This window comes from Shewanella sp. MF08487, from assembly GCF_050848685.1.
GTDB classification, from domain to species: Bacteria; Pseudomonadota; Gammaproteobacteria; order Enterobacterales; family Shewanellaceae; genus Shewanella; species Shewanella glacialipiscicola.
In genome coordinates this window covers 116,691-138,502 of the sequence record NZ_JBOZPB010000010.1, presented here as the reverse complement: position 1 = coordinate 138,502, position 21,812 = coordinate 116,691, and the positions used below count along the sequence as shown (strand labels likewise).

The 21,812-nt window shown below is 43.9% G+C and carries 16 protein-coding genes and 1 pseudogene; 9 read left to right on the top strand and 8 right to left on the bottom strand.

The genetic code is table 11. The features are described from left to right. Window positions 1-216: 216 nt before the first annotated feature. Together ACRN9H_RS09505 and ACRN9H_RS09500 are read right to left on the bottom strand one after the other, a co-directional pair. Window positions 217-1,052, bottom strand: a pseudogene (locus tag ACRN9H_RS09505) (IS982 family transposase). A gap of 897 nt (window positions 1,053-1,949) precedes the next feature. Beyond that, entirely contained in the window at window positions 1,950-3,203 is a 1,254-nt protein-coding gene (locus ACRN9H_RS09500) for a dicarboxylate/amino acid:cation symporter (protein WP_432313454.1), read from the bottom strand. Between the two features lie 290 nt (window positions 3,204-3,493). On the opposite strand from ACRN9H_RS09500, the gene ACRN9H_RS09495 reads away from it, so the two are divergent. From ACRN9H_RS09495 to ACRN9H_RS09475, 5 genes are all read left to right on the top strand, one after another. Beyond that, a complete protein-coding gene (locus tag ACRN9H_RS09495) occupies window positions 3,494-3,919 on the top strand; it encodes a YqaA family protein (RefSeq protein WP_432313453.1) in 426 nt (141 codons plus the stop codon). Between the two features lie 255 nt (window positions 3,920-4,174). Next, window positions 4,175-7,009: a M16 family metallopeptidase gene (locus ACRN9H_RS09490; RefSeq protein ID WP_432313452.1), complete on the top strand. Its 2,835-nt coding sequence runs from the start codon at window positions 4,175-4,177 to the stop codon at window positions 7,007-7,009. Between the two features lie 212 nt (window positions 7,010-7,221). Continuing rightward, on the top strand, window positions 7,222-8,844 hold the full coding sequence (gshA, locus tag ACRN9H_RS09485) for a glutamate--cysteine ligase (RefSeq protein ID WP_432313459.1): 1,623 nt from the start codon (window positions 7,222-7,224) through the stop codon (window positions 8,842-8,844). A gap of 47 nt (window positions 8,845-8,891) precedes the next feature. Continuing rightward, complete coding sequence (locus ACRN9H_RS09480) at window positions 8,892-9,305, top strand: hypothetical protein (RefSeq protein WP_432313458.1); 414 nt, start codon at window positions 8,892-8,894, stop codon at window positions 9,303-9,305. Window positions 9,306-9,511: 206 nt separating this feature from the next. Then, window positions 9,512-10,129, top strand: coding sequence for a hypothetical protein (locus ACRN9H_RS09475; RefSeq protein WP_432313451.1), 618 nt, complete (start codon window positions 9,512-9,514; stop codon window positions 10,127-10,129). 75 nt (window positions 10,130-10,204) lie between these two features. Here ACRN9H_RS09475 and ACRN9H_RS09470 read toward each other — a convergent pair whose 3' ends face one another. The 4 genes from ACRN9H_RS09470 to dauA form a co-directional block, all read right to left on the bottom strand. Next, a complete protein-coding gene (locus tag ACRN9H_RS09470) occupies window positions 10,205-11,467 on the bottom strand; it encodes a sensor domain-containing diguanylate cyclase (protein ID WP_432313450.1) in 1,263 nt (420 codons plus the stop codon). Between the two features lie 168 nt (window positions 11,468-11,635). Beyond that, window positions 11,636-12,733: a 5-(carboxyamino)imidazole ribonucleotide synthase gene (gene purK / locus ACRN9H_RS09465; RefSeq protein ID WP_432313449.1), complete on the bottom strand. Its 1,098-nt coding sequence runs from the start codon at window positions 12,731-12,733 to the stop codon at window positions 11,636-11,638. Next, the gene (gene purE / locus ACRN9H_RS09460; RefSeq protein ID WP_006084961.1) at window positions 12,733-13,224 is read right to left on the bottom strand and encodes a 5-(carboxyamino)imidazole ribonucleotide mutase; all 492 of its coding nucleotides are present in this window, start codon (window positions 13,222-13,224) and stop codon (window positions 12,733-12,735) included. Before purE ends, purK begins: the two co-directional genes overlap by 1 nt. Window positions 13,225-13,493: 269 nt before the next feature. Beyond that, the gene (gene dauA, locus ACRN9H_RS09455) at window positions 13,494-15,257 is read right to left on the bottom strand and encodes a C4-dicarboxylic acid transporter DauA (protein WP_011846067.1); all 1,764 of its coding nucleotides are present in this window, start codon (window positions 15,255-15,257) and stop codon (window positions 13,494-13,496) included. 231 nt (window positions 15,258-15,488) lie between these two features. Here dauA and ACRN9H_RS09450 point away from each other — a divergent pair, with 231 nt between their 5' ends. The 4 genes from ACRN9H_RS09450 to ACRN9H_RS09435 all read left to right on the top strand — a co-directional run bounded on the left by ACRN9H_RS09450 (window position 15,489) and on the right by ACRN9H_RS09435 (window position 19,480). Continuing rightward, complete coding sequence (locus tag ACRN9H_RS09450; RefSeq protein WP_432313448.1) at window positions 15,489-17,360, top strand: vWA domain-containing protein; 1,872 nt, start codon at window positions 15,489-15,491, stop codon at window positions 17,358-17,360. Window positions 17,361-17,395: 35 nt separating this feature from the next. Beyond that, window positions 17,396-18,001 carry a sigma-70 family RNA polymerase sigma factor gene (locus tag ACRN9H_RS09445; RefSeq protein ID WP_432313447.1) on the top strand — a complete coding sequence of 202 codons (606 nt, stop codon included), beginning with the start codon at window positions 17,396-17,398 and terminating at the stop codon, window positions 17,999-18,001. Beyond that, entirely contained in the window at window positions 17,994-18,725 is a 732-nt protein-coding gene (locus tag ACRN9H_RS09440) for a hypothetical protein (RefSeq protein WP_432313446.1), read from the top strand. The genes ACRN9H_RS09445 and ACRN9H_RS09440 overlap by 8 nt, the downstream gene beginning before the upstream one ends. A 218-nt stretch (window positions 18,726-18,943) precedes the next feature. Continuing rightward, window positions 18,944-19,480 (top strand): hemerythrin domain-containing protein, encoded by a 537-nt coding sequence (locus ACRN9H_RS09435; protein WP_432313445.1) that lies wholly within the window; start codon window positions 18,944-18,946, stop codon window positions 19,478-19,480. 280 nt (window positions 19,481-19,760) lie between these two features. Here ACRN9H_RS09435 and ACRN9H_RS09430 read toward each other — a convergent pair whose 3' ends face one another. Further along, window positions 19,761-19,946: a DUF3545 family protein gene (locus ACRN9H_RS09430; protein WP_220774716.1), complete on the bottom strand. Its 186-nt coding sequence runs from the start codon at window positions 19,944-19,946 to the stop codon at window positions 19,761-19,763. Between the two features lie 214 nt (window positions 19,947-20,160). After that, complete coding sequence (gene pgi / locus ACRN9H_RS09425; protein ID WP_432313444.1) at window positions 20,161-21,798, bottom strand: glucose-6-phosphate isomerase; 1,638 nt, start codon at window positions 21,796-21,798, stop codon at window positions 20,161-20,163. Between the last annotated feature and the right edge of the window lie 14 nt (window positions 21,799-21,812).

The following is a 21,812-nucleotide window of genomic DNA, read 5'->3' as shown; positions in this document are numbered from 1 at the left end:
TTAATGCTTTTAGCTGCTTCTTTAGCAAAAGCTTCAATATCTTTGTTGTTCATGAGTAATCTGCCTATCCTTGACTCTCTATAGAGTACTTTTTGATAAGCAGTTACACAAAATTAGTTACAGTCTCCTAGGCCGTGCGCCGCTCATTGATCACAGTTTTGTTGTGGTATTTCATTTGTTTATCTAAAAATTATACTAAATTAACCTAAGATCGGTTTAACAAGCCATAACTGCAATAGCATTAAACTCCGCGTTATTGAGGTTCAGTTGTAGCTTATTGTCTTTTAATTGATAGGCGATGAGTCCTGCAATCATATTCAACATAAAACCATGCACGCTGCGGTGTCTAAAGTGCTCTATTTGAGAGATATTTTTTAACTGGTCGTTGATGGTTTCTATGATGAAACGTCTCGACAGCATCGCTCTATCCCACAACGACTTCGCTTTTGCTTTCATATTCTTACGCACGTTCGTCACCAACTTCACGCCTTTCTCAAGCAATTCACTGGACAGCGCTTTACTGATATCCCCTTTATCTGCATAGAGTCTATTCATGCCACTGTGCACCATCTCGTTCACTGGTTTTGTGTCATGTACATTCGCTGGGGTCACTTTGGCCGCCACTATTCCGCCTTGATGATTCACAATCAAATGCAGCTTAAAGCCATAGAACCACCCCATAGTGCCTTTACCTTTGCACGCCAGCCCCGCCAAGGTTTTATGGCGATGAATACGTAGGTTATGACACACTTTGATGCTGGTTGAATCTACAAATTCGATGCCAGTGGGGTCACTCTTGAGGCTGGCAAAGTAGCTGCAAAGCGGCACTAAAGCAGTGGGCATCACCTCAAGAAAGCGGGTATAGCTGAGTAAATTGGGAAAAGCGGATTTGTAGAAATGAGCCAGATAGCTGATGTAGAAGTTCTTGAAATCACGGTGGTGGGATATCTGAAAAAGTAAGATGATGGTCATCACTTCGCTCATCGTCATACGGCCAGCGCGATGACGCTTGCGTGTACCATCGATTAACAGCGTTTTTCCCATTCTTGAATAAAAACAGCTTAAAAATCATCGGCATCGCAAAACACTTCCACTAATTTATGCATAGGCCCTCCGGTGTGATGGGGTTTCTCTTGGTTGAAAGTTCCGATCACTAGGAGGGCTATTAGTTCAACATTTTTTATCCCGAGTTCAGTTTAAATTATGATTATCTTTGCTAAATAGGTTGTGACTGAATAATAGACACTGGTGCTACTAACTTTAAGCGGCGGTACGAGAATGATCCTCATTGAAATGAAACAAAGTAGGATAATGTATTTTTATGTACGTTTTTCCTGTTGAGCTAATTCAGAAATGTCGTTAACTACTGCGTTGTTGGCGTTCATTAGAGTAAAAGTGTGAATTCTTAAGATTGCCTTAGAAAGCTAAAGTCGACTGCTAAAACCGCTTGAAAATAAGGTCAGATTGGAACAACGGGAAGGCGTCTACAAGCGAGAAAATACTGTTACGGGGGCTAAGCAGTTAGTAACAATAGTGCCGTGAGGATTAAAATTAGCCCGCCACTGATGCCGATAATGTAAATAAAACCTTGTTTGCCTTGCTTTAGCGTGAGTTTATTCGCTTTTAAAAAAAATGCCCAAAATAGACACAAGATCAGCGGGATAAGGAATAGTCTAGTCATTTTTATGCTGCTAATGGATGAGTTGTAATAATTTAGAGTCTAACAGTTTGATCTTATTTGAGTAACTTATTTTAGCTAGTAGAGAGCGGCCGTAATCTGAGATGGGTAGCCAGTAGCGGTATGGATGAATAAGGCTTTTATTTTTGGCTTACTGACAAAGAGATTTTATTCGGTATTAGTGCATTTATTAATAGATTTTTTATTACTGGTTAATAAAAGACCGCCGAAGCGGTCTGTCGTTATGTTGGTGATCTGCCGACCGCTATGATTACGAATTCACAGGTGTTACGTCTTGTGTATCATTTGAATAAAACTGCGCTTCATCCAGTTCATTCTCAGACTTACCGATCACAACTGCAGTCATCATATCACCCGTCACATTAGTTGCCGTGCGGATCATATCGATAATACGGTCAATTGCGGCGATAAAGGCAATACCTTCAAGTGGCAGACCAATCACGCCCAAAGTTACTGTTAACATCACCATCGCACTTCCAGGTACACCAGCTGTACCCACAGAAGCCACGGTTGCAGTAACGGCAATCATTATATAGTCGAGCGTATCGAGCGGAATATTATAAATTTGCGCTATGAAGATAGCGGCAATCGCAGGGTAAATGCCTCCACAACCGTCCATGTTCATCGTGGCACCTAATGGCATCACAAAGGCGCTATAACGTTTTGAGACGCCCATGGTTTCGACTGCGCGAGTGCTAGCAGGTAAAGTTCCGAAACTTGAAGAGGTACTAAAGGCGACTAACTGAGCCGGTATAGCTTTGCGGAAAAATTGCACAGGGCTTAAACCACCAACAAATTTTACTAAACCACCGTAAACGAAGATGATATGGATAAAGGCTGCAATGTATATTGCGCCAATGAACTTGCCTAAAGGCAGTAAAGTCGATAAACCGTATTCACCGACTACCCATGCCATTAGGCCAAACACGCCAATAGGGGTCAGTTTTAATACCATGCGGGTTAATTGGAACATGACTTCTGCACCCGCTTCGATAGTACGTTTTAACGGTTCAGCTTTCTCGCCAACTTTATTAATTGCGATACCGACTAAAGCAGCGAATACAATAATTTGCAGTACCTTACCTTCAGCCAGTGATGCGAAAGGATTCACTGGGATCATGTCCAATAAAACTTGTGCAAAGCCAGGTATATTGCGTTCACGTACCTCTGTTGCCGTGAGTTGCATCGTGCCACCCATGTCGATCATTGAGCCTACAGCTAAGCCAATCAGAGATGCAATTGTGCCGGTTAGCATGAACATACCTAAGGTTTTAAGGCTTAGGCGTTTTAAGCTAGTTTGCGAGCCTAGTGAGGTAATACTGACGACAATCGCGCAGAATACTAAAGGTGCGACCAACATTTTAATGGCGCCAATGAACAGATCGCCCAATGGTTTTAGTACAATTGCTGTTTCACCTAAAATAACGCCAACGAGTGCACCTAAGATAAAACCTGCTAAGACTTTTTGCCAAAACGGAATGCGGCTAATGGTTTGAAGGATCATGCATATTCCAGAAAAATAAATTAAGTGTGAGCCAATAGACCTGTAATGATAGGATTCGTATTCAACGAGTTGAGCCTGTTTTTAACATGCTCTTTATCATGTGTATTGTCATTGTCTGCCATAGTTAGCCCATTGTATCTACTGAACTAGGATTGTAACAAACCGATTTTCTTATAACTTATTGTCATAAGTGAGTTTGTTGTAAAAATATTAATTTTAAATTGGATTAATCTATTTTAAAAAATAATTAAAATTTATTTAAAAAGACTTATTTATCAGTGAGTAAAATTATGGTTGAGTTGGGTGTTATGTTTTCTGGCGCTTTTTTAGCAGCCACTTTGTTACCGGGAGGATCTGAAGTATTACTCGTCGCGCTATTAAGCAATACTCCCGAAGCATGGATTGCGCTGGTCGTAACGGCGAGCATAGGTAACACTTTAGGCGCGATGACAAGTTTCTATATAGGCCATTTAGGTCGTCTTGCTAAAACACCTGCTGAGTTAAGCTCGGGTAAACACGCTAAGGGTCTTGCCTTAATTGAACGTTACGGCGTATGGACACTGTTACTTTCATGGGCGCCTGTTATTGGCGATGTACTATGTTTATTAGCGGGTTGGTTGAAGTTACCGCTTATTCCATCGATATTGATGATGTTAATCGGTAAAACAATTCGTTACTTGATTATTGCCGCAGCCGTATTGCAATGGCTTGCGTGATAACGCTATGGTGGTCTACTCGATTTTAGTTAAGATCATTTTTGCTATTTGAGCATAATTTTCTTTATGGATAGGAACTTAGTGCTTATTTTTTCAGTATTAATTTAAAAGCTTAATCACTAAGCTGCACTTTAGAATCAGCCGCATTTTGTTAGGTTTAGGCACTCTATTTTAGCTATGGAATGACTTCATGCAGCGCGCTAACCAGTGGGTAGTGGGCGGCATTTTTATCTATTGATGTAAGAGGGGAATGTTTTGAAAAAATGGATACTAGCGTTGGCAATTTCTGCCGCGCTCTCGGGTTGCGCATCTGAAACGACTACCGCCAATTTGCCTGCGGGCATCACACTTATTGAAGCGGTACAATTGGCTGATTCGCAAGTAGGTATCCCCTACAAGAAGTATCAATTAGCTAACGGTTTAACGGTTATTTTGCATCAAGATGATTCAGATCCATTAGTACATGTTGATGTGACCTATCATGTGGGTTCTGCGCGAGAATTAGCGGGCCGTTCAGGTTTTGCACATTTATTTGAACACATGATGTTTCAAGGCTCACAGCACGTTGCTGATGAGCAACATTTTGAAGTGGTGACTGAGGCTGGTGGCACTTTAAACGGCTCGACAAATACCGACAGAACCAATTATTTTGAGACAGTACCCAGTAATCAATTAGAAAAAATATTGTGGTTAGAGTCGGATCGTATGGGCTTTTTATTACCCTCATTGACGAGTGAAAAATTTGAAGTGCAGCGCGAGACGGTCAAAAACGAGCGTGCGCAACGTATTGATAACCAGCCCTACGGCCGAATGAGTGAACGTTTTAGTCAAGCCTTGTACCCGGTTGGACATCCATATTCTTGGCCTGTTATCGGTTGGCCAGATGATCTTGAGCGTGCCACCGTTGACGATGTAAAACACTTTTTCCAGCGTTGGTATGGTCCTAATAATGCCACTCTCACTATCGGTGGTGATTTTGATGAAATGCAGACCTTAGCCTGGGTAAACAAATATTTTGGTGAAATCCCCCGTGGCCCTGAAGTCTCTTTAGAGCAAAAAGCGCTGGTTAATTTAGACAAGACGCGCTATATCTCCATGGAAGATCAAGTACATTTACCCTTGATTCGTATTGGTTTTCCTACCGTATACGCTAGACACTCCGATGAAGCCGCACTCGATCTACTCGCGAATATTTTAGGTGGCGGCAAGACCTCGTTGTTATACAAAAACTTGGTTAAGGATGGTTATGCAGTGCAGGCCAATGTCAGCCATCCTTGCCAAGAGCTTGCATGTCAGATGTCGATTTATGCACTCGCTAATCCTGAAAATGGAGGCAAGTTGGCAGATCTTGAGCAGCGTATTCTTGCCTCTATTAATGAGTTTGAGCAACGCGGTGTCACTGATGCTGATCTGCAAAAAGTAAAAGTACAGTTTGAGGCCGATACCATTTTTAGCCTGCAAAGTGTTTCTGGTAAAGTCTCGACCTTAGCGTCAAACCAAATTTTGTCGGGCAATCCCAATATGATTGCCGCAGATTTGAGCCGTTATGCCAAGGTCACTAAAGACGATGTGATGCGCGTGTTCAAACAGTACATCAAAGATAAACCTATGGTAGTCATGAGTGTGGTGCCGCAGGGAATGACGTCACTCATCGCCCATGCCGATAACTTTACACCGGCCATTTTACCGATTGCACAAACGGCGGTTGAGGGGGATTTACCAACGCCTAAATTGGTTTCAAGTTTTGACCGGACTAAAATGCCCGCATCTGCCTTAGCACCTGTGCTCAAAGTTCCTAAAATTTGGACTAAAAATTTAAAAAATGGCATCGAAGTGATGGGTACTCAAAGTACTGAAACGCCAACGGTTGAGCTAATTGTGTATCTTAATGGTGGCCATCGACTCGTCCCCGTAGAAAAAGCGGGCTTAGCATTATTGACCGCAGAAATGCTTAATGAATCGAGCCAAAAACGCAGTAGTGAAGCACTATCACAAGCCCTAGAAATGCTGGGCAGCACGGTCGACTTCAGCGCATCTGAATATCAAAGCGCAATTAAAATATCGACTCTGACGGCGCATTTAGACGAGACGTTGGCGATAATGGAAGAAAAATTGTTTCAGCCAGCACTTACCGACGCGGACTTTGCGCGAGTAAAACAGCAACAGTTACAGCAGATCCAAAGCATGCAGTCGGAACCGAGTTATCTTGCTGACGCCGCGCTATCTTCCTTGCTATACGGCAAAGACAATACGTTAGGCATAAGCGATACCGGAACCCTTGATTCGGTTGCTGCGCTCACGTTAGCCGATGTTAAAGCATTTTATAACCTGCAATATCAAGGCGCCAACGCTAAAATAGTGACAGTAGCCAATTTACCCGAAGCAGTATTACTGCCCAAGTTGAACGGACTCAGTCAGTGGCAAGGAAACCCTGCCGTTGTTCCGCCACTTAACCCTTTTCCGGCATTAAAAGGTGGCACTATTTATTTAATTGATAAACCGGGCGCTGCGCAATCAGTAATCAATATTGCTAAGCGCGCATTGCCCTATGATGCTACTGGAAATTACTTTAAATCTTACCTGATGAACTACCCGTTAGGTGGCGCATTTAATAGCCGTATCAACCTTAATTTACGTGAAAACAAAGGTTATACCTATGGCGCCCGTACCCGTTTTACGGGCGGAGCTGAAGTGGGATACTTTGTAGGAACAAGCAGCGTTCGTAGTGACGTAACAGCTAAAGCATTGGCTGAGTTTGTGAAGGAAATCAGTACTTATCAGCAACAAGGTATGACAGATACTGAACTTACCTTTATGCGTAATTCGATTTCTCAAGGGCAAGCACTCGATTATGAAACGCCGTATCAAAAAGCGGGTTTTATACGGATGATCCAACGCTACCAATTGAGTCAGGATTTTACCACTCAACAGGATAAGATCATTAATACGGTCACAAAATATGAACTCAATGCTCTGGCGGCTTCCGAGCTTAACATCAATGACATGGTGATTCTGGTGGTGGGGGATAAAGCAAAAATTGAAGCGGATTTAGCTTCAATGGGTTATCCAATTGAGACCTTAGTATTGTAAATGGCTATTTTGCCCTTATATATAGTTTAGGCGAGTGTGTTGTTAGTGGCGACTTGCCAACTATTCTACTGATATTTATATCGAAAAACAGTGGTAGCATTAGCTGCCACCGTCTATTTTTAATCACGCAAAGCGTGAATTTGGCTTGCCACACGGACAGGTTTAGATTTATTTTGAGGCGTATCCTGTAAGATAAGCCTCAAAATAAAGGTCTGACTGTTAACCTTGTCGCGATAGCGAATCACCAATTAGAGAAGCGCAAATTGAAGTCATTCAATGAATTAGTACAACAGTTCTCAGACACCAACGGGCGCACAGCACTCTTAGGTATGTTACGTGGCATAGAGCGTGAGGCATTACGTATTGAGGAATCGGGTTATTTAGCTCTAAATCCGCACCCAGAAGTGTTAGGCTCGGCGTTAATGCATTCGCGTATTACCACTGATTACAGTGAAGCCTTGCTCGAATTTATTACTCCTGTTCATCACGATGTTGAACAACTTTTAAGCGGGTTAACTGAAACCCATGCCTTTAGCGTACGCCACTTAAATGGTCAGCGTTTGTGGCCCGTGAGCATGCCTTGCTATGTGAAAGATGAGCAGCAGATCCCAGTAGCTCGTTACGGCTCGTCAAATACCGGCATGATGAAAACGTTATATCGTAAAGGCTTAACCTACCGTTATGGCGCCCTGATGCAGATTATCTCTGGGGTGCATTTTAATTTTTCGGTATCGCAAGAATTATGGCAACGTTTGTATGATCTTAGTGATAAGCAGTTAAGTTACGATGATTTTATTTCAGAATCTTATTTTGGTTTGATCCGTAACTACCGACGTTTAGTCTGGGTGCTACCGTATTTTTTCGGTGCTTCACCGGCGTTATGCAGCTCTTTTATCAAAAATCAGAAAACCGACCTTAAGTTTGAAAAGACCGGCAAGGGCACACTATATCTGCCTTATGCCACGTCATTACGTATGAGTGATTTAGGCTACACCAATAAAGAGCAAGAAGATCTCAATATTAGCTATAACTCTTTGCCTGAGTATTTGGCTGGCATAAATGCGGCGATCAAAATGCCATCGGTAACCTTTGCTAATATCGGCGTTAAAGTTGATGGCGAATATCGCCAACTTAATGCCAACGTATTGCAGATTGAAAACGAGTTTTACTCACCAATTCGCGCTAAGCGCGTAACGCGTAGTGGTGAGAAGCCATCTGAAGCCTTAGCACGTGCTGGGGTGGAATACATTGAAGTTAGAGCTTTGGATGTCAATCCATTTAGCCCTATCGGAATAGAGATGACGCAAGTGCGTTTTCTTGATTTATTCCTGTTGTATTGTTTGTTAACAGAATCACCTAAGTCTGATGCAACTGAAGAGGCAAGGCTCGGAGCGAATCTTAAAGCTGTTGTACTTGAAGGCCGTAAACCAGGGCTTGAGTTATTGACTGCTGAAGGAACTCTGCCACTGAAAATCTGGTTGGAGCAATTGTTCGATTCATTACAGACCTTGGCGGTGTTACTCGATGGTGAAAAAACAGATTATCAAGCGGCTTTAGCCCATTGGCGTAAAGCGATTGAAAATCCTGATTTAACGCTATCGGGACAAGTGCTTCAAAACGTGATCCACCAAGGTCAAGATCATGGTCAGTGGGTTATGACATTGGCGCAGCAATATTATCAATACTTTGTTGATTATCCATTATCCAGTGAAACCATTGCACAATACCAAGCTGAAGCGGCTAGCTCGCTAAAAAAACAAGCCGAGTTAGAAGCCGCTCAAAGTACGGTTGCCTTTGATGATTATCTTAAAGCGTATTTTGGTGTGACGTCGTGAAAGTGAATTTACGCTCTTACGTGCGTTTGAGCATTACTGCGGCGGTGATGGGGGGAGGCGCTTTCTTATCGGGTTGCGCTTCTTCACCTGAAGACCCTTTAGGCTGTGGTACGGTGTCAGGCTATTTGCAACCCGATGCCAGTACGCACTGGTATCGGGTGGTGGTAACGCATTTAAACGGCCAAGCGGTAGTGTCGAAACCTAATTATCAATTAGCACCCGGTGAATATGAGTTTACAGTGGCTGAATTGATTGACGATCCTAACTTATCCGTTACGCTTGCTGCACGGGTCCCCAAAGTGCTGAAGCTTAACGTCCAGAGCCATCAGCGTTATCACTTAGGAGCGTTATTTCACACTGATAAGCGTTGTATGGGCAAAGATACCGCTTATTGGGAGCCGGGCGTATGGCAGCAAGAGCAGCACGAGTGTCAATTTGAACTGAGCCCTGAAACGAAATAGCAACATCATATCCGTTGTATGTATGTCACTCCATTCTGTTTAGGACTATTAATTCAACTTGTTATCACTGCAGATTATCTTGTTACTACGATAGTTTCGCGATAGCGTTTAGGTGATCTAAGCGCTAAAAAATGTTTTTTATGCTTGCCTCAAGCTGAGTCTATGACATCATGTTGCCAGCTAACTCTATAAAGAACATGGTATTAATGAATAGGCTTTCCGCTATTTTGCTATTTGCGACGCTGGGTATTTTATCTGGTTGCGCGACATCTCCTCCAAAATCTCCCGAAAATTTGTGTGAGATATTTCAAGAACACCGTGGTTGGTACGAAGCCGCTAAAGATGCCCGCGACAAATGGGGTGTACCAGTGCATGTGCCATTAGCGATGATGTATCAAGAAAGTTCATTTAAGCATAATGCTGCACCTCCCATGCAATACTTTTTAGGTTTTATCCCGATTGGCCGTGCCAGTGATGCCTATGGCTATGCGCAGGCAAAAACCATGACATGGGATGATTATGTACGTGAGACGGGGAACAGTTGGTCGAGCCGCAGTAATTTTGATGATGCCATTGATTTTATGGGCTGGTTTATCAGTAAAACCCATAAAATCAATGGTATCTCTAAATGGGATGCAAGGGCTCAGTATCTTAATTATCACGAAGGTTGGGGCGGTTATCGCCGCGGCAGTTATAAATCAAAAGCTTGGTTAGTGAAGGTGGCGAGCAAAGTGGATGAGAGATCTAAACGCTATGCCGCCCAATATAAAACCTGTCAAAAAGAATTAGATTCATCTTGGCTCTGGCGTTTATTCTTTGCTTAATATTGAGTATTTTAGGCCAGTGTTAACAGGTTAAACATTAAGGTTTACTGCTAACACTGGATTTAAATATTGAACTCAATTGGATGGTTTAGGTTTAATTGCGAAGGCTTCTAATGCTTTTATGGCTTTTTTCTTTGCACGTTTTTGTTCATACATTGCATTATCCGCAGTTTTAAAAGATTGAGACCAATCGCCTTCAAAAGCTGCAATTCCGTAACTAAAACTGAGGTTAAGCTCGGAGTTTTGGTTTAAGGTTTTACGCATATTATCTAAATCTTGTTCAATTTGAGTTTGTGGACCATGGCATAAAACAACAAACTCATCACCTCCAAAACGGGAAATAATCGCTTTATTTTGCCAATAGCTCAGTATGGCATTAGCTGTCCGAATTATGGCGATATCACCCGTTTGGTGTCCATAGACATCGTTGATGGCTTTTAAATTATCCATATCGATAATGACCAGAAAGTTGCCAAGGTGGGGTTTCTGCTGCCAATGCTGCAGCTCATCTTCAAAATTCTTTCGGTTATAAAGTCCAGTTAGCGAATCAAAATTAGCGAGTTTAGTGATCTGTTGTGATTTTTGGTAAAGCGCAATGGCATTACTGGCTTCGTGGGTCAGAATCGATACTAAATTACGGTCATAATCACTAAAGGCACCGACGCTGCTACTGTCGAGGTTAAGCATGCCATAAAGCTGGCCATCAATACGGATAGGGCTAGACAGGGTTGAACGTATCGGCTGCTTAGACACAGTAAGTAAAACTTGTTGTTGCTCTTTAGATAACCCACTGTCAGCATTGATATTTTCGATATTGTTTATCACCACTACCTGATCGCATCTGCCTTTTGTGAGTCGATATTCAAAGGTTTGCTCTAAGGTAAAGTCCAGTTGTCTGAGCTTTGCTAAATCGAGTCCAACACCCGCTTCAAAATACAGCTTGTTATTGGTTTCATTGATCTTAATGATGCTGCCCATTTCGGCACCATTAATCACATATACGGCTTTATTGAGTAAGGCATCAAGAAAGTCATGTTCATTCTTATAATGACTAGCGAGGTGTGCCAGTTCGTAAATAGCATCGTTCATGGTGACGACTTGCTCTAAGTGTTGCCAAAGTCGAGTCAGACGTCCTTGATGTAAGTAGTAAGCGAGGCTATAGGCAAAGATATAAATGATACAAACAAATAGTAAGGGCAGAATGGTCCAGTTTTCTGTTGGCGCATTAAAGATAAATAGCAGTATGAATAGACATATCGGCACAATAAGCAGTAGCAGATGATAACGATAATCTAAGCGGTCTATTGTTTTACGTTTGAAATTATCCCTTAATCTCACTCGAATATTCCTTTATTTGGGTTATTGCTAGCCTTCATTTAATACGATACATCATTAACTTATTTATGCTCCGTTGGTTAAGTATATAACGGAAATTAAAATATAAACTGATATGAAATATTGAATAATTTCATATCAGTGATTTGCCAATTAAATACCAAATTAACGCTATTTTTGTATGAGTTCGGCCAATATCCACGCGAACGGAGCCTGATATTGCTCAGGCATCCATGCCTGTAAGGCGGTAATACTGTTTTCGAACACTGTCATATTAGGTACCGAGAGGTTTAAGTGTCCCACTTTACGACCAGGGCGCACTTCTTTGTTATACCAATATAGCTCAGCATTAGGCAAACTTAACCAGCGTGGGTCATGTTCAATACCGATAAGATTGACCATAACACACTGAAAATTCACTTGTGGCTGTGGGATCGTAATCCCGCAAAGTGCTCGTAAATGTAGCTGGAATTGATCCATATGCGTGCCGGCTTGAGTCCAATGGCCAGAGTTGTGCACTCGTGGCGCCAGCTCATTCACCAATAACTCATCGCCAACACGGAAGCATTCCATCGCCATCACGCCAACGTATTCAAGCTCATGCATAATGGCGCTGAGCATGGCTTCGGCTTGGGCTTGCAAAGGGCTTAAGCGTGCCAGTGGCGAAATCGACGCCATTAAAATGCCATCTTGATGTAAGTTCAGCGTCAGCGGATAAAACACGCATTCGCCTTCACGGGTACGTACGCCAACCAATGACACTTCTTCATCAAAATTAATCGCTTGTTCAGCAATCGCAAGGTTACGCCAATCGTTTGGAATATCCCCCGCTTCGGCTTGTTTAAGCCAATGTTGACCTTTACCGTCATAACCACCGGTGCGGCGTTTCATTAATACTCTAGGACCATAGTGCTGATACAGGGTATCGACTTGGGTGTTATCGTCAACTAAGGTCCAAGGCGCTGTGGGAACACTGAGCTGGTCGAGTAGACTTTTTTGGCTAAAACGGTCGGCTAAACGGCTAAATACCGGACCATTAACAAAATGGGGGTGTGAGCTGAGTTGTAAGCTAAGGGCGGACTCTGGCCACTGTTCGCGCTCGGCGGTAATAATGTCGTGCGGCGCGAGTGGCAGGATGTCATCCGTAGGCGTCATGATATCAACGGCGTTAACTTCAATCGCCAATGGCTCGCCAGCGTGGGTCAACATAGCGCCCAGCTGACCATTACCTAATACCCAAACCTTAGGTTTAGTGTTTGTCTGGGTCATTAAACTTCCCTCGGATCTGGATTGTCCAGTACCGCACGGGTCTGTTCTTCTCTGAAAGCGTCAACACGAGCCGCTAATTCAGCATCGTTATTCGCAAGGATTTGGCAGGCCAATAATCCCGCATTGAATGCGCCCGCTGTACCTATGGCTAAGGTGCCGACGGCGATGCCTTTTGGCATTTGAACGATAGACAATAAGCTATCCATACCTGACAGAGCTTTACTTTGGACTGGGACACCTAATACGGGTAAGCGAGTTTTAGAGGCAATCATACCGGGTAAGTGCGCAGCACCACCGGCGCCACCAATGATGATTTTAAAACCTCGATCGGCGGCAGAGGCTGCAAACTCCATGAGTTTATCTGGCGTTCTATGGGCGGAAACCACTTCAACATGATAAGGCACTTGCAGTTTATCCATTATCTCAGCGGCGGCTTCCATCGTGGGCCAATCACTTTTAGAACCCATAACAACAGCAACAAGGGCTTGCATGATAACTCCTTAACTCACTAATTTTAATTATATTTTGACCTTGTTTCAGGTCTAGGTACAGTTGATGCTTGTCTAGCCGTCACCGGTAGCAAGCATCATGGCGCTGAATAATACCATGATCCTCGTCATTTCTGCCCGTTTTTGCGTGTGAAAAAACGTCTGTCGCGGCGATGAATAGGTGAGGTAATTGAGCCATAAAAAAGACCAATCCTGAGATTGGCCTTTGAGATAAGTCAGCAGCATTAAGCCGCTGAGATTGCGCTGCTGGTTTACTGTGTCTGCTTATCCGCAGTGATTTCTGTTTGCTGAGTGATAACTGGCGCTTCGGCCATGGCCTCTCGTAGGGTCGAGTAAAACTTCAACACGCCCTCAATCGGCTGGATCTTGGCTCTTGCTAGCGTTCGAATGGGCTGGAACTGTAGATCGGCAATAATCAGCTTAGTTTTATTCGCTTTGCATTTTTCAATCAGTTTTGTTAGCGCGGCTAAGCCACCCGCATCCAGAATCGAGACCCCATCGAGATACAGCACTATCACTTGTTTATCTTCGGTGAGACTGGCGATTTCGGAGAAAATGCGATCGGCAGCGGCGAAGAAGAGTGGCCCGTTAATTTTGAGAACAGCCCAATCGGCGGGTAACTCTTGATCTACATAACGCTTGTTGGTGCTGATATCGTAAAGCCTTGTCATCTCGGCAATTTCCTTCATAAACAGCAAGGCAGCGAGAATGATCCCCACACTGATGGCAATGACCATGTCGAAAATAACCGTTAATGAAAAACAGCTAACAAAGACCATGATATCGCTGGTGGGCGCGGTTTTAACTAAATGCAGCGCTTTGTGGGCCTCACTCATGTTCCAAGCGACGACGAGTAGCAGTGCCGCCATGGCCGACATCGGCAAGTAGGCGAGTACGCCCGCTAAGGCGACTAAACCAAACAATACCACTATGGCGTGGATCATGGCCGCAATCGGACTCTGTGCGCCTGCTTTGACGTTCGCCGCGCTACGGGCGATTGCCGCTGTCGCCGGAATCCCGCCAAAAAACGGCGTGATGATATTACCTATGCCTTGGCCGAGTAACTCACTGTTGGCACTGTGGCGTTTGCCTGTCATGCCATCGAGCACCACAGCACACAGTAGCGATTCAATCGCCCCTAACATGGCAATGGCAAAGGCGGCAGGTAACAAGGCTTGAAAGGTCGCGAGATTAAATTGAAAAGCTTGACCATTGGCGCCAGCTTGCAGCCAAGGCCACTCGAAACTCGGCAATACCGCTGGGATCCCCATGCCTGTGGTGCCATCACTCAGTTGATAGTGAAAACGGGTTCCTATGGTTTCTATATCAGCGCCCATGGCATTGAGCACCAAGGCGAGGATAGTGCCGAGTATGATTGCAGGAAGGTGCGCTGGCACAGGTGTTTTGAGTTTAGGCCAAAGTAGCATAGTCGCTAGGGTGGCGCTTGCAACCAGTAAGCTAGGCAAATGGACCGAAGGTAGCGCTTGGGCTAATGCCATTAGCTTGGCCAGATATTGCTCCGGCATATGGGCAATTTCGAGCCCGAAAAAGTCCTTTAGCTGCAAGGTGGCAATCACTACGCCAATCCCTGCGGTAAAACCTAAGGTGACGGATTCGGGAATATACAGAATCAACCGACCAAGGCGCAGCGTCGCCATGCCGACGAGTATCATTCCCGACATCACAGTCGCGATTAATAATCCTGCTAAACCAAACTGTTGGGCTATGGGGTAGAGCAATACCACGAATGCCGCTGTCGGGCCGGACACGCTGTAACGTGAGCCGCCAGACATGGCGATAATAAAGCCACCGACAATAGCGGTATACAAGCCGTATTGAGGCGCAACACCACTGGCAATGGCTAATGCCATCGCTAATGGAATTGCAATAATACCCACAGTGAGACCGGCAAGAAGGTCTTGCCCAAAACGTTTAAACGAATACTTATCCTTCACGCAAGCTTCTGTGAGTGCGTGGGCGATCCTTAGGGAAAATAAATGAGCTGAGTGTGACACAAGAGGGTCCCATAGCGAGGCTAGCAACAAGCTTCTATTTTAGTGGCCAGATTGAATGTGCAGTGTGATCTTGCCAGCAAAAGCGATTGAAAATACTTTGTTTTGTATAAATAGTGTGCTTGAGGCGGTTTAATTCTCATTTAAGTATGTTTTGCAAAATATCGAGATATTTTAACCCTTTTGCTAATGCGGGCCGTTTACAGCTTTAGGTCAACATCAAAGGCATTCAACATGAAAACAAAATATTCCCCAAAAACCGTTTCAGTTTCCGATCCAACTCTCTACCTGCAACGGGGAAACGGTATCCCATCGGCGACCAATATGGCTGCTCTATTACTGGTCGCAGTGAGTTTAACGGCCTGTGGTGGTAAAGGCGCCGAAGTTGAACATCGACAAGCCGAGCAACGTCATCAAGTAGCGTCGCAGCGCCAAGCTGAAATGCGTGATGCCGCTAAGGTTGAAATGGCGAGAGTGGCGGCGCCGATGCAAATGTCTAGCAATGGGGCTGTGATGGGAATGAGTATAGCGCCAATGCCGCGTGACTATGCCGCGATTCCGTTAGCGCAAAATAAATTCGAGCAGCAAGTGCAAAATGGCATCATGGTGGCAGGGGAGATCCCGGTATCGACGTTTTCCATCGATGTCGATACTGGCAGTTATGCCACCTTAAGACGGATGTTGAGGGAAGGGCTATTACCCGAGAAAGGCACTGTCAGAGTTGAGGAAATGCTCAATTATTTTACCTACGATTATCCCTTACCCGCTAAAAACTCGGCGCCGTTTAGCGTTACAACTGAGCTTGCGCCCTCACCCTATAACGATGACATGATGCTGCTGCGGATTGGCCTTAAAGGTTATGACTTACCTAAATCTCAATTAGGCGCGAGTAACTTAGTCTTTTTACTCGATGTGTCAGGTTCTATGGCGTCAGTGGATAAATTGCCTTTACTGCAAACGGCGTTAAAGCTGCTAACAGCGCAGTTAAGCGCGCAGGATAAAGTCTCTATTGTGGTTTATGCTGGGGCCGCTGGTGTAGTGCTCGATGGCGCGTCGGGGAACGACACTCACACCTTGACCTATGCGCTAGAGCAATTGAGTGCCGGTGGTTCAACCAACGGTGGTCAAGGGATCACGCAAGCCTATCAATTGGCCAAAAAGCATTTTATCCCCAATGGCATAAATCGAGTCATCCTCGCGACCGATGGCGATTTTAATGTTGGCGTGACAGATTTTGATGATTTGATTGCCTTGATTGAAAAGGAAAAAGATCATGGTATTGGCCTAACGACTTTAGGGTTTGGTTTGGGCAATTACAACGATCAACTGATGGAGCAATTGGCGGACAAGGGCAATGGCAACTATGCCTATATTGATACGCTGAATGAAGCGCGAAAAGTGCTGGTGGACGAGTTAAGTTCAAGCTTGTTCACTATCGCCAAAGATGTGAAAGTGCAGGTGGAGTTTAATCCAGCCTTAGTGTCTGAATACCGTTTGATTGGTTACGAGAATCGCGCCTTAGCACGGGAAGATTTTAATAATGATAAGGTGGATGCGGGCGAGATTGGCGCGGGTCATACCGTTACAGCCTTGTATGAATTAAGGTACGTTGAAGCAGGGAATAGGATGAATGATAAACTTAGATATGGCGTTGATGCTCAAACGGGGCAAGAAAAATATAGCCGCGAAGAAATCGCTTTTCTTAAACTGAGATATAAATTGCCAGATCAAACACAAAGCCAGTTGCTGAGTTATCCCATAAGGCTAGATCAAGGTGTTAAGCATTTAGATCAAGCGAGTGATGATTTTAGATTTGCCGCTGCGGTTGCAGGTTTTGGGCAATTACTGAATGGCAGTCACTATCTACATCAATTTGATTATACTCAGTTAAGCCTATTGGCACGTTCGGCATTGGGGAATGACCCCTATGGTTATCGGCATGAGTTTTTGCAGCTGATACAAACTGCCTCGGCTATGGTGCAATCGGGTCGCATACCGATAAAAAAAGCATTCAATGGCTCAGGTAAACCTTTTCCTCCAGAAGATAAACTCCATAGCGAGTCTGTGAGTGACAGGAGCAATACAAGCCATGAGAGATTACAATAGTCAAAGAGAACACAGCAAACGATGAGGAGTTTCCCGTGGCATTAGCCATACCGCAATTACCAAACCATGAGTACTCAGATGAACAACTGATGTTGTGCTATGCCAAGGGCGATTCACAAGCGTTCGAACAGTTATACCTGAAACATAAAGGTGCGCTTTATCGCTATTTTGTACGTCAATTAGGTGACCAACAATTAGCGGAAGATTTGTATCAAGAAACCTGGGGGCGGGTGATCCGCGCCGCAGCTAATTATGAAGTTAGTGCCAAGTTTACAACTTGGTTATATCGTATTGCACATAACTTATTGATTGATCATGTGCGCGCGGTTAAGCCCGTCGATTTAATTGCCAGCGATGGAGATGAGGTCGAACTCGATACTTTTGTGGCGGGTGAACAAGATAAGCCCGATGTGCAGTGGCAAACAGCGCAAAAGAGTTTATTGCTGAAGACTTGTATCGCATTGTTACCGCAAGTTCAAAAAGAAGCATTTATTCTGAACATTGAAATGGGTTTTACGGCAGCGATTATTAGCGACATAGCAGGGGTTACCTTAGAAGCAACTAAAAGCCGTATTCGTTATGCTTATAAAAGCCTAAAAGATTGCGTTAGCGCAAAATGGCAGGAGGCGGGTCATGAGTAATACGACTTCAAATACCGATGACGCTGCATTACAACAAGAGATACTGATTTGGTATCGCCAACAAGCTTTAGAGGTTCCAGCTGAACAACTTGATCAAGATATTTTACAACTCGCCCAAGTACACTTAGCTGAAATGCATCAAGGAAAAATAACGCCTATTGAGACTCCAACTTCTACCTGGCGCCGCCATCCTTGGGCATTATCGAGCGCTGCATCGTTAGTACTTGTTGTGGGTTTACTTATGCTTAATCGGTCGCTTATGGAAGATTCGTTTGCTCCAAGTCCTATAGCGATGAGTGCTCCGGCGCCGCAAACTATGGCAAGGATGGCTGATGCGCAGGCGATACCATCTTCTAATGGGCCAGCAGAAGCGATTGTTGAGCATCAAAAGCAGACTCAAAAGCAACAAGCTAAAGCCGCATTAGCAGTCATTGAACCGCAACAGAATGTAATGAATCCTGCTATCGTTGCAAGATCTATGGAACCAAGAGTATCGGTATCAGAAAATCATAAAACGTCGCTAGCTGAGTCTCTGCAGCGGTTACAGACGTTAATTGATGCTAAGGATACTGCACAAGCAATCGTTATGGAGCAGCAGCTCGTGAAGGATTATCCGCAGCTTGTCGCTGAGGATGTCAATCCAGCGCAGCTAAGCCAGCAACAGCTAGCACTAAGACTTGAGTTTAAAAAACTACAACAGCAATTGCATCAGCTGGCCAAGTAAGCGTGTACCCTTGCAGTTTTAGTCATAAAAGAGTGATGAGATAGGTCTCTCAGTGGTTTTTTATGGGTTAATGCGCGCTGATATTTATAGCGCGTTTACTTTTTGGCAGGTGATTAACTTGATCAACGTCATAAAATGAAGCTGATTTAGCCTGCTATATTGGTATTCGTTGACGACTTGTCTAGTATCAATCGTCTGATCCCGATTTAGGAGGCATTATGCTTAAAAGACTCATGAATGATCATAAACATATAGCAGTCTTGCTTAATGTTTTAAAAAACAAACAGATGAAACTGTCAGAGGGTGAGTCAATTAACTTCACCTTAGTGCGTGATATCGTTGAGTACATGCAAGGATATGCGGAGCGCTACCATCATCCTACCGAAGATATTATCTATGCTTACTATTTAACGCATAAAGCCAGTGACTCCGTTGATAAGTTAAGTGCAGAACATGAGCGAGTTGGCCAAGCATCATCCGCGTTAATGGCAACGCTAAATCTTATTCTCAGTGATATTGTGGTTGCTCGTGAGAAACTGATTATTGATTTCGCCGACTATGTCGCATTACAAGAGCAGCACATGCAAATGGAAGAGCGTGACATATTTCCTTTATTTTCAAAAAAGTTAACTGAGCAGGATTGGCAAGCTATCGAGTTGGAGTGTCAGAAAGTGTTTACCGATGATCCTCTATTTCTGGAGCGGGAGCAGAAAGAGTTTGAGAGTTTACGGGCTTATTTAACCACGTCTGACTAGGGCTGTTTTACTCATAAAATCCATACGATTAATATAGCTGTGGAGCAATTTCGCAAAAAGCTGAGTTTTATTTGAGTCTAGCGATGGCAGTGTTTAGGAAAGTACCTTCTTAAAATCAGTGTTTGTGGCTTTAGCCTAAGTCATGATTCGAATATCTATTTGCGTACAGAAAAACACATCCCTCTTATGCTTTATTGAATTTCAACCATAAATAAAAAAGCGCCTAAGGCGCTTTTTTATTTAGCTTGAAGATAATGATTAAAGTCATATCTACATGAGGTTACAACTGGATAGCATCAATATCGTAGTTAAAGTTATTATCGATTTCTTGGAGTTCTTTGAGCAAACGATACTTATCTTTTAGCGCTTCAATCTCGCGCCATTTACGTTTTTTATTGGAGCCTCGCGAACGATCGGGTCTTTCAACGACTTCATCTAGCGCACAACCATAATCTAAACGATCCATGGCAACCTCCTGTTGTATGTTTTGTCAGCAATTTAATAACATATTTTTAAAACAGGGTGCAAGAGTTATGTTTCATTTATGTTAAGTTAAAATGAAGTTTACATGATTTAATATGGATATTAAGTGCAGGTTGGATGCGGAATGAAATTGAAAAGTTTAATATAAATATGTGGTTATAATTCAAAAAGCCAGCAATTGCTGGCTTTTTATTTGATTAAATTTTACCTTGGCGATAAAGGTTAATCAGTGCGTTACTGGAGGCATCTAAAGCATCGGAATCTTGCTCAGCACCAATACGTGCTAATACATCGTTACCTAGATTTTTACCGAGTTCCACACCCCATTGGTCAAAGGAGTTAATGTCCCAAATTGCACCTTGAACAAAGGTTCTGTGTTCATACAGGGCAATTAAAGCACCTAAGGTACTCGGCGTGAGCTTATCCATGAGTAAGGTGTTGCTCGGCTTATTACCTGGCATCACTTTATGTTTTGCTATCAGCTGCTTTTCAGTCGCTGATAATGTGCTATTAGCCAGTTCGGCTAAGGCTTCATCAAAAGTACGGCCTTGCATTAAGGCTTGAGTCTGTCCAAAGCAGTTTGACGCTAATTGGTCGTGGTGCTCACCGATAGGATTATGACTTTGTAGTGGCATAATAAAATCGGCAGGGATCAAGGCAGTACCTTGATGCAACAGCTGGTGGTAGGCATGTTGGCCATTAGTACCTTCGCCACCCCAAATCACCGGACCTGTACTGTAGTCAACATCCGTCCCGTTTAAGGTAACAGACTTACCGTTACTTTCCATATCGAGCTGCTGGAAGTAAGCGGGTAGACCACGCAGATAATGATCGTAGGTTAATACTACATGGGACTGAGCATTGAAGAAATTACCGTACCATAGGGATAATAAGCCCATGATCACTGGCATGTTTTCTGTCAGTGGTGCATTGGCGAAATGCTCATCCATTTGGTGCGCACCTGAGAGTAAGGCTCTGAAGTTATCCATGCCAATCAAGAGTGCAATCGGTAAACCAATCGCTGACCAAAGTGAGTAACGACCGCCAACCCAATCCCACATAGGGAAAATATTGTCTGCATCAATACCAAAATCCGTCGCTTTTGCCACGTTTGACGTCACTGCGACAAAGTGTTTTGCCACATCAGACTGCAAACCGCCTTTCGCTAGGAACCAGTCTCTTGCGGTGAGGGTATTGGTTAAGGTTTCCTGTGTCCCGAAAGATTTGGATGACATGATGAACAAGGTCGTTTCAGGATCCAGTAACTTCAGCTTCTCACTGATAGAAGTACCATCGACGTTTGCCACAAAGTGACATTTCAACTCTGGGTTCCAATACGGGCGCAGTGCTTGAGAGACGATCTTTGGACCAAGGAAAGAGCCGCCAATACCGATACTGACAATATCGGTTATCGCTTTACCTGTGTAACCTTTCCATTGACCCGACGTCACTGAGCTCACAAACCCTTGCATTTTATTCAGAGTTCGTTGAACTTCAGGAACGATGTCTTGACCCTCGGCAATAATCGACTGTTCCGCAGTGCTACGCAGTGCTGTGTGCAGAACTGCGCGCTTCTCGGTGGTGTTAATGATCTCACCAGCAAACATCGCTTTGATTTTTGCTTCAAGCTGACGATTGCTTGCCAACGCAAATAACAGATCAAGCGTTTCCGTCGTTGCTCTGTTTTTAGAGTAATCCAGTAATAAACCACAGGCAGATAGCGACATTTTATTGAAACGTGCCGCGTCAGTGGCAAACAATTCCCGCATATGCGGCACATTTTTACTGTGTGCTGATAAAGCTTGCCATGTTGAGCTTTGGGTCAAGAGTGTCATTTAACCGTCTCCAG

Coding starts and splice junctions, on each gene's coding strand:
- ACRN9H_RS09500 (WP_432313454.1), bottom strand. CDS start 3,203: ATGATCCTTCAAACCATTAGCCGCATTCCGTTTTGGCAAAAAGTCTTA.
- ACRN9H_RS09495 (WP_432313453.1), top strand. CDS start 3,494: ATGGTTGAGTTGGGTGTTATGTTTTCTGGCGCTTTTTTAGCAGCCACT.
- ACRN9H_RS09480 (WP_432313458.1), top strand. CDS start 8,892: ATGGGGGGAGGCGCTTTCTTATCGGGTTGCGCTTCTTCACCTGAAGAC.
- ACRN9H_RS09475 (WP_432313451.1), top strand. CDS start 9,512: ATGAATAGGCTTTCCGCTATTTTGCTATTTGCGACGCTGGGTATTTTA.
- purK (WP_432313449.1), bottom strand. CDS start 12,733: ATGACCCAGACAAACACTAAACCTAAGGTTTGGGTATTAGGTAATGGT.
- purE (WP_006084961.1), bottom strand. CDS start 13,224: ATGCAAGCCCTTGTTGCTGTTGTTATGGGTTCTAAAAGTGATTGGCCC.
- ACRN9H_RS09450 (WP_432313448.1), top strand. CDS start 15,489: ATGAAAACAAAATATTCCCCAAAAACCGTTTCAGTTTCCGATCCAACT.
- ACRN9H_RS09440 (WP_432313446.1), top strand. CDS start 17,994: ATGAGTAATACGACTTCAAATACCGATGACGCTGCATTACAACAAGAG.
- ACRN9H_RS09435 (WP_432313445.1), top strand. CDS start 18,944: ATGCTTAAAAGACTCATGAATGATCATAAACATATAGCAGTCTTGCTT.
- ACRN9H_RS09430 (WP_220774716.1), bottom strand. CDS start 19,946: ATGGATCGTTTAGATTATGGTTGTGCGCTAGATGAAGTCGTTGAAAGA.
- pgi (WP_432313444.1), bottom strand. CDS start 21,798: ATGACACTCTTGACCCAAAGCTCAACATGGCAAGCTTTATCAGCACAC.